The organism is Rickettsia endosymbiont of Ixodes scapularis (genome assembly GCF_000160735.1).
Classification (GTDB): domain Bacteria; phylum Pseudomonadota; class Alphaproteobacteria; order Rickettsiales; family Rickettsiaceae; genus Rickettsia; species Rickettsia tamurae.
This window is the reverse complement of the sequence record NZ_CM000770.1, coordinates 1,743,103-1,751,496: the sequence shown is the minus strand read 5'-3', so window position 1 is coordinate 1,751,496 and position 8,394 is coordinate 1,743,103. Positions and strand designations below refer to the sequence as shown.

Below are 8,394 nucleotides of genomic sequence, written 5' to 3'. Positions count from 1 at the left end.
GTATTACGAGTGTTAAAAACGGGGCTATAAGTTCGCCGAAACTGACGATTGAGTTTCTTCCCCCCAAAAGTTGGCGCACAAAACATCCTTAAATAAAAAAATCCAAAAAAAAAATATAAAAATACTCTTTAATCACCCTCCCTCCTCTTTACCGATTTTTTGTGTAATAAGGGAGAAAAAAAGAGCCCCCGGGCCCCACACCCCTTTTTCCACCAAAAATTAAACTTCCTTCTGCCCCGCTCAAATTTGCCTTAGAAAGCCCAACCCCCCTCAGCCCAATTTGCCAACAAAACTTCCTTCCATTTTGTACCAATATAGATTTTTTTAAGTCTACTGGTATCCAATCTTTCTAACCTCCCATGTTCTTGATATAAACCTCCTAAGGCAATTTTTTTTTTCCCCCCCCTGGAGGGAGGATACTTTTCCCCAGGACGAAACTAACACCAAAATAACAACTTTTTATTGCTGTGAAAGGTTAACTCTCTCCTATAGACCATTACCGAATCCCCCGGACTTCTCCCCCAAACTTTTAAACCTCTGTCGGTGGCGCACCACATGGGTGAGCCAATCCATTGTCTCGCCACACCCTCAGATTGATATCTTCGTCTCGATTCGCCCTTAGTAATAATATCAGATTTCTCCTCTTTCTCAAACGTGGCTTGAGCTCGGGATCCAGTTAAAAATACTAATATTATTAGTATTTTAGTTGTTTTTCTGGAGCCCGTGGTCAACCACGGCATGACAGAGGTGAAGCGAGCCATGCAACAACGCCAAAATTTCCTCGCAATGACGATTTAGGATGACAGTGAAATAAGCTTAAGAACGACTTTCTAATTTTTGTATTAGTGCCTCAAAACCTTGATTTTTAAAGTATCAGTAAACTCGTCTTGTTGAGCTCCAATAAGACTTACACCTTCCGTAATTATATCAGAAACTTTAAAAACGTCTTTTCCGTTTCCTTTCATTTCACGTACAAGATATTCTACTTTAATAGGGTCTTGCTCTTTATTACTAATGATATTCATAGCAACCATAAAATCGGTCAAGCTTAAAGGACGAACTCCTACTATTTTAGGCTGTTCACCTTTATAATCTTTTATTAAATCAGTATAAGATTTAGTAACATATTTAGAGTAAACTTTGATGAATTCCTGAACCTGCCCACCTGATAAAGTTTTTATCCCATTTCTGCCTAATGTATATTTAGCCATCCAATCAAAATCTAGGTTCTGAGACACTAACTCACGTGCTTTAGCAATTTTTACTCGCTCAGATAGCTTACTATCGTTTAATATACTAGAAGCTTCATTTACTAAATTAGTAACGTAACTGTTCAAACCGGCAGGCACTTTTTCATTAGAATAAGCGGGAAACGTTATAACTAATAGAAATAAACCTGTAATAATTTTTTGCATATAATCATCCTCTTTAATTTAATTAATTCTTGGGTTTAGGACATTTAAAATTTTCAGGATATTGAACCGATGCTTCACGAGCACGATGTAATGCTGATCTAATAGCCACATAAGGATCGATAGAATTCTTCATCACATAATCACTAAACGGTAACACAACATATCGATCGTTTATTTTACTAACTGCTAGTACTCCTAAGTCAAAATCATTATGAGTGTAGTACATTAATGGATTAAGAGCATAATTAGTAATTACCGAATCCGTCATGTCTCTTGCGTTAGTACTACCGATTATCGGCAATACTAAATAAGGACCTGGGGCAACCCCATAATGTGCGAGGGTACTACCGAAAGTTTGACGATCAGACGGCAAACCTACTTTACCTGCTACGTCAAATAAACCGCCTATGCCAAGCGTCGTGTTAATGAGAAACCGCCAAACGCTTTTCATAGTTTTATCGTAATTTAACTGAAGCCCGTAATTTACCACCGTAAGCGGTGTATCGACATTACTGACGAAACTATTAACACGTGCTTTTACGTAATCATTCGTGATGTTCTTATAACCTATCGCTAAAGGACGCAATATTATATAATCTAACACAGAATTAAATGCAAACACTTTACGGTTAAATTTTTCGTATGGATCATAAACTTCCAAGCAACCGCTTTCATTTCTTCCACCATTATAGTTATATATGTCATTATCAACATATTCAAGATCAGCTCTTATCAATAATGAACATAAAATAATGGATAATATAATTAATATTCTCATTGACTTATGCTGTTTTCTTACAAACAATAATACTATATTTATTGTTTTCCGCTAGTATTATTTCTTCCGAAGTTAATATAGTAAAATTATTTTTTTGCAAAATATTATTTATTTCATTCAAGTTAAAAATAAATTCTTTGCGTTTTACTGAAAATTGTGTCTTCGCCGCATTCGGTAAACAAAGGGCAAAATACCCTTGTTTACTAAGAGATGAGTATATTAAATTAAAATATTCTATTAAATTGTTAGTAAACGATAATCCGCAAAAACTAAAAATAATATCAAATTTATTAGTATTTTGTTTTAAAAATTCATCTATAGCAATATTATATATTTGATCGTAAATTTTAGTGTTCGGATAATATGTTTCTTGTAAATCATTCATTAAAGTAGAAATTTCTACACCGGTTAAAGTAAAACTTTCCAGAAAACGTTTTTGTATTTCATAACCTACAAGCCCTATATTACTTCCAAGTTCCAAAATAGAGTAATGATCCGGTAAATCAGATATCTGCTTAAGTGCTTCATTAACAAACCTATACGGAAGATGGATATTTTTATCGTTATTAAAAATAGTAGGATAATATTGTGCTGTTAAATCACGATATTTTCCCCAAATTTCTTGAGGTATTTCAGTAATATCCTTATAATTTTTCAAAAAATTTATAAATATAGCTTTATATTTTTCATTAGATTTTTCTAAATATTCTATAGCTTGTCTGTAATTTTTTTTTAAAAAATAAACCCATCCGAGTTGATAATATATTTTAGAATCATTAGGATTAAAAAATTTATCGACTAGTTTAAACCTAAGCAATGCATCATTTAAATTACCTCTATATAAATGATCAAGTCCAAGTTGATAATTAGTTTCGGCTAAATGAGAGAATTTATATTTACAATCACTTATATAATTCTTAAATTCTAAAATTTTATTCTTAATAAAATTCGGTATATTTATTATAGTTAAGCAATAATGTTTGATTTTGTCTTTTATTTTACCGAGCATAGTTTAATTACTAAATTAATATTACTTACTATAATAAAGCATATCTTGATAAATTTTTAAATAAAATAATTTTATTGCGATTAAAATTGCTGTATTATCGCTTTTATAAATAAAGCTTGTTGTGCGGCTCAAAAGGGTAAACGTCATTGCGAGGAAATTGCATAGCAATTGACGAAGCAATCTCAGGATATTTGATGAGATTGCCACGCAGCCTACGGCTGCTCGCAATGACGACTCTAGCATCCATGCAACAACACCTAATGCATTAATACGGACTCAAATTATGTCAATTATTTCTACGAGGCTAAGTTCTATAAAGCCATCGCCGATCCTTGCAGTCGTAAAAAAAACTCTTGAACTTAAAAAAGCGGGGGTTGATATTATCGCACTCGGTGCCGGTGAGCCTGATTTTGATACGCCTGACAATATTAAGGAAGCGGCGATTAAAGCGATTAAAGATGGCTTTACTAAATATACTAACGTTGAGGGTATGCCTCTTTTAAAGCAAGCAATAAAAGACAAATTCAAACGTGAAAATAATATAGATTACGAACTTGATGAAATAATAGTAAGCACCGGCGGTAAGCAAGTTATATATAATTTGTTTATGGCATCTTTAGACAAAGGGGATGAGGTAATTATTCCAGCACCCTATTGGGTTTCGTACCCTGATATGGTTGCACTTAGTACAGGAACACCTGTTTTTGTAAATTGCGGAATTGAAAATAACTTTAAATTAAGTGCAGAAGCTTTAGAACGTTCAATTACAGATAAAACTAAGTGGCTTATTATTAACTCTCCTAGTAACCCGACAGGTGCGAGCTATAATTTTGAAGAACTAGAAAATATTGCTAAAGTTTTAAGAAAATATCCCCATGTAAACGTAATGTCCGATGATATTTACGAGCATATTACTTTTGATGATTTTAAATTTTATACATTAGCCCAAATAGCACCTGATTTAAAAGAGAGAATATTTACCGTAAACGGAGTATCTAAAGCTTATTCTATGACGGGTTGGCGTATAGGCTACGGTACAGGCTCTAAAACTTTGATTAAAGCAATGACTATTATTCAGTCGCAAAGTACTTCAAACCCTTGTTCAATAAGTCAAATGGCTGCTATTGAAGCATTAAACGGTCCTCAAGATTATATAAAGCCTAATGCTTTAAATTTTCAAAAAAAGCGTGATCTTGCTTTATCAATTTTGAAAAGAATAGAATATTTTGAGTGCTATAAGCCGGAAGGGGCATTTTACTTATTTGTTAAATGCGATAAAATATTTGGGCATAAAACTAAATCAGGAAAAATTATTGCAAATAGTAATGATTTTGCCGAATATTTACTTGAAGAAACAAAAGTTGCCGTAGTACCCGGTATTGCTTTCGGCTTAGAGGGATATTTTAGAATCTCTTATGCTACTTCTATGGAAGAGCTAGAAGAGGCTTGTATTAGAATTGAGAGGGCTTGTAGTTCTATAGGTTGATTATGTTGTATGGCTTCAGTTTTCCCATTGTCATACCGTGGACAAGCCACGATATGACAAATAAGGTAATCAATGCGGAAAGTTTTTAAAAAATTTTTAAAAAATAATAAATACGTACTTAGTATAATTACTATTTTACTATATTGGTATTTGCGTTTTGTTTACTTTACTTCAAGGCAGAAATTTATATTTTACGATAACGGCAATAAGGAAAAATTCCTAAACGAACAAGGTGTAATCTTTGCATTTTGGCATAATATGCTCGCCTTAAGTCCGGCTATGTTTATAGGACATAGAAATATCTATGCTTTAATATCCCCGCATTTAGACGGAAAAATTTTAAACGATCTAGTAGGAAAATTCGGTTGCAGAGTTATAGTAGGTTCTACTAATAAAAATCCAATTGGAGCTTTACGTAATATTATAGGTAAGCTATCTCAAGGTGCAAATATAATAGTCACGCCGGATGGTCCTAAAGGACCGGTATATAAAGTAAATAGCGGCATTACTGAAATTGCCTATAGATATAACAAAGAACTTATTCCGATAGTAAGTAGTACCTCTAAATGTTTTAGACTAAAAAGTTGGGATAAATTAATAATACCCCTACCGTTTGGTACTATTAAAATCATAGTTGGCTCACCTTTAGAACTCACAAATGATAAAATACAAAACCATATAAGCCTTGAAAAACAATTAGCAAGCTTAACCCAGAGAGCTTAAAGAAATGATGCTATTATATTATGCTTTAAGCTTTATATTATTACCTATTTATTTCATTATAATTCTTATCCGCTTATTAATAGGTAAAGAAGATATAAGACGCATCCAAGAACGTTTTGCTATCGGGAAAAGCAGACAAGACTATTCATTAGACTTCTTGCATAACGAAGCTAATAAAGAGGAATTTAAAGGAGACACGGAACGCAGAACCGCAGCGTACACAAGCGTACGTGAGGATTCGAGTACCGGATCGACGTATAAATTACCTTTAGAAGCAAGTTATGCAAGAAGTCTAATATGGATTCATGCAGCAAGCGTCGGCGAATCTATGGCAGCTTTAACATTAATATATAATATAAGTAAACGCTATCCTGACGTTCGTTTTTTAGTAACTTCTTGGACTAACAGCTCCGCTAAAGTATTAACTGCCAAATTACCTAAAATAGCAGTTCACCAATTTTTACCGATAGATAATATTATTTTTACTCGAAAATTTTTAAGAAATTGGCAGCCTAATTTAGGTATTTTTATAGAATCGGAATTATGGCCGTGTACTATTAATGAGGGAGCGAGGCAGTGTAAATTACTGCTAGTAAATGCTCGTATTTCCGATAAATCGTTTAAAGCTTGGCTAAAAAGAAAAAGCTTTTTTCAGTTTATTCTCAAAAACTTCAGTAAAATTATCGCACAAAGCGAGCGTGACTTACAAAAATTCAATGAACTTGGAGTATCGGATGCAGTTAATTTAGGCAATATTAAATTTGCTAATGAAAAACTTCCGGTCAATCAAGAAGAGTTATCAAAATTAAGCTTACATTTAGAAAATAGGCGAGTCGTGGTATTTGCTAGCACTCACCCCGAAGATGAAGAAGTGATTTTGCCTATAATCAAAAACCTAAAAGAGCAGTTTTTAGATTGCTATATTATCTTAATTCCAAGACATCCTGAGCGAATTAAATCAATTATCGATAATTGTAAGTCACATAATTTATCCGCTACCACTAAATCACAAAATGATTTACCTGTTTTAAGCGATGACCTTTATATAGTTGATAGATTCGGTGAAATGGGGTTGTTTTTTTACGTAGCTACAATTTCTTTTATCGGCGGTTCTTTTAAACAAGGCGGGCATAATATTTTAGAAGCGGCATATTTCTCTAATTGTATTATATTCGGTCCCGATATGAGTAAAAACACCGATATCGCTAAAGGCGTACTGCAAAATGAAGCAGCTATCCAAATCAAAAACGGTGAAGATTTACTAACCAAACTAACATATCTACTTAGGTCTAATAATTCTCTAGAACTTAAAGCCTATCGTGAAAATGCTTTAAAATTTGTTGAGGACAACCAAAAAATCCTAGATGAATATTTAAAAGTAATTACAAAGTTTCTTTGATAGCTGAATTCGGTTAATAAAAATAGAACTTCTAAAATAATATTTGACTTTTAATTGTAATATGATTAAATAAGCCTTATTTAATCATGGAGGATGTATAGCTTAAGCAGGTAAGGTAGTTACTTTTTGTAATAACGCGAGTTTCGTATTAAGATACCTAAATTATGGTTAATGAATATGCTATAATCCTTATCCTTTCAAGGTTTGTAAGAGGTGTGACAAGTTTTATAATTTAACGCGAGTTTCGTATTAATAGAGGAACTGAATAGCTGATATTAACTGGGTTACGAGGATATTAGTAATATTATTTTTGTTATAAAATGTACTTAAAACTGCATAAATTTTTAGTAAATTGTCTTTTTTGACTATAACTATTAAATTGTAAAACTTGTCACACCTCTTACAAACCTTGAAAGGATAAGGATTATAGCATATTCATTAACCATAATTTAGGCATCTTAATACGAAACTCGCGTTAGATATTGTCATAAGAAAATTAATAAGATTTTTATTGAAACCGCTACTTCTAAAATAGATAGCATAATAATTTATGCATTATGATTATGATAATAATCATGCCCTAATAAATCAGATTTAGGAATACCACAATTATATTCATAAGAACCTAAATAAGCTTGTAATTCATGAACATTTTGTTCTATTTTTTCATAATTATATTTATATGAGTTTTGGAATTTTTCAACTAATTTACCTTTATTAACGCGAGTTTCGTATTAAGATGCCTAAATTATGGTTAATGAATATGCTATAATCCTTATCCTTTCAAGGTTTGTAAGAGGTGTGACAAGTTTTACAATTTAATAGTTATAGTCAAAAAAGACAATTTACTAAAAATTTATGCAGTTTTAAGTACATTTTATAACAAAAACAATATTACTAATATCCTCGTAACCCAGTTACTATCAGCTATTCAGTTCCTCTATTAATACGAAACTCGCGTTAAATAACTAAAATTGTCATCTTTTACGTAATTAGGATCAGCCCCATTTTCAAGTAGAAATTCTACCATATCAAAATGTCCGGCTGTTATGGCAGTGTGTAAAACGGTTATACCGTTATTATAGTCAAGTATTATACTTGCTCCTTTTTCAAGTAAAAGCCTAGCTATCTCTTTCTTATTATTAATACACGCAAACCTTAAAAGACTGGAGGCCTCATGCTTCAACGTAGATACTTTTGTATTTGGATCAATATTTAAAGCAGTTAACATACTATCAACTAAATCATAATCACCTTGATAAACTGCTTTAACTATAGCAGTGTCAGGAGATCTCGCTATTGTATCTACATTGCAGTATGCCATATTGTACACATTAGAAATATTTGTTGGGATCTTCAATCGAATCTTTGAATTCTTTGACAAAACTTTCTCTAAAAATTCATATCTTTTTATTTGATCTATATTATTAAATCCCATATTTTGCTGTTCTTCTATATCTTTACTGCTTAATATCTCATAAAATTTATCTCTAATCAGGTTCTCGTTTATCATAGCATTTCCTTTCGTTATTCAATTAATAGTGTTTTGTTATGAACAGAAAAAAATCATTTTTTCACCAAATA

At 32.1% G+C, this 8,394-nt stretch carries 6 protein-coding genes and 1 pseudogene; 3 read left to right on the top strand and 4 right to left on the bottom strand.

The window, feature by feature from the left end; all coding sequences use genetic code 11:
• Positions 1–816: 816 nt before the first annotated feature.
• From REIS_RS08890 to REIS_RS08880, 3 genes and pseudogenes are all read right to left on the bottom strand, one after another.
• A pseudogene (locus REIS_RS08890) lies at positions 817–1,415 on the bottom strand (ABC transporter substrate-binding protein).
• A gap of 22 nt (positions 1,416–1,437) precedes the next feature.
• Positions 1,438–2,193 (bottom strand): VacJ family lipoprotein, encoded by a 756-nt coding sequence (locus REIS_RS08885; RefSeq protein ID WP_008581194.1) that lies wholly within the window; start codon positions 2,191–2,193, stop codon positions 1,438–1,440.
• A gap of 4 nt (positions 2,194–2,197) precedes the next feature.
• A complete protein-coding gene (locus tag REIS_RS08880) occupies positions 2,198–3,202 on the bottom strand; it encodes a methyltransferase domain-containing protein (RefSeq protein ID WP_008581191.1) in 1,005 nt (334 codons plus the stop codon).
• A gap of 283 nt (positions 3,203–3,485) precedes the next feature.
• Between REIS_RS08880 and REIS_RS08875 the strand changes: the two genes are divergently transcribed.
• From REIS_RS08875 to waaA, 3 genes are all read left to right on the top strand, one after another.
• Entirely contained in the window at positions 3,486–4,688 is a 1,203-nt protein-coding gene (locus REIS_RS08875; protein WP_008581188.1) for a pyridoxal phosphate-dependent aminotransferase, read from the top strand.
• A 72-nt stretch (positions 4,689–4,760) separates the two neighbouring features.
• Positions 4,761–5,411: a lysophospholipid acyltransferase family protein gene (locus REIS_RS08870; protein WP_008581186.1), complete on the top strand. Its 651-nt coding sequence runs from the start codon at positions 4,761–4,763 to the stop codon at positions 5,409–5,411.
• A gap of 4 nt (positions 5,412–5,415) precedes the next feature.
• Entirely contained in the window at positions 5,416–6,810 is a 1,395-nt protein-coding gene (gene waaA / locus REIS_RS08865) for a lipid IV(A) 3-deoxy-D-manno-octulosonic acid transferase (protein WP_008581184.1), read from the top strand.
• Positions 6,811–7,753: 943 nt separating this feature from the next.
• On the opposite strand, the gene REIS_RS14570 is transcribed toward waaA, so the two are convergent.
• Positions 7,754–8,323: an ankyrin repeat domain-containing protein gene (locus REIS_RS14570; RefSeq protein ID WP_008581182.1), complete on the bottom strand. Its 570-nt coding sequence runs from the start codon at positions 8,321–8,323 to the stop codon at positions 7,754–7,756.
• Positions 8,324–8,394 lie beyond the last annotated feature (71 nt).

Excerpts from the sequence above, each read along its gene's own strand:
- REIS_RS14570 (WP_008581182.1), bottom strand. The coding sequence starts at position 8,323 with ATGATAAACGAGAACCTGATTAGAGATAAATTTTATGAGATATTAAGC.
- REIS_RS08875 (WP_008581188.1), top strand. The coding sequence starts at position 3,486 with ATGTCAATTATTTCTACGAGGCTAAGTTCTATAAAGCCATCGCCGATC.
- waaA (WP_008581184.1), top strand. The coding sequence starts at position 5,416 with ATGATGCTATTATATTATGCTTTAAGCTTTATATTATTACCTATTTAT.
- REIS_RS08870 (WP_008581186.1), top strand. The coding sequence starts at position 4,761 with ATGCGGAAAGTTTTTAAAAAATTTTTAAAAAATAATAAATACGTACTT.
- REIS_RS08885 (WP_008581194.1), bottom strand. The coding sequence starts at position 2,193 with ATGAGAATATTAATTATATTATCCATTATTTTATGTTCATTATTGATA.
- REIS_RS08880 (WP_008581191.1), bottom strand. The coding sequence starts at position 3,202 with ATGCTCGGTAAAATAAAAGACAAAATCAAACATTATTGCTTAACTATA.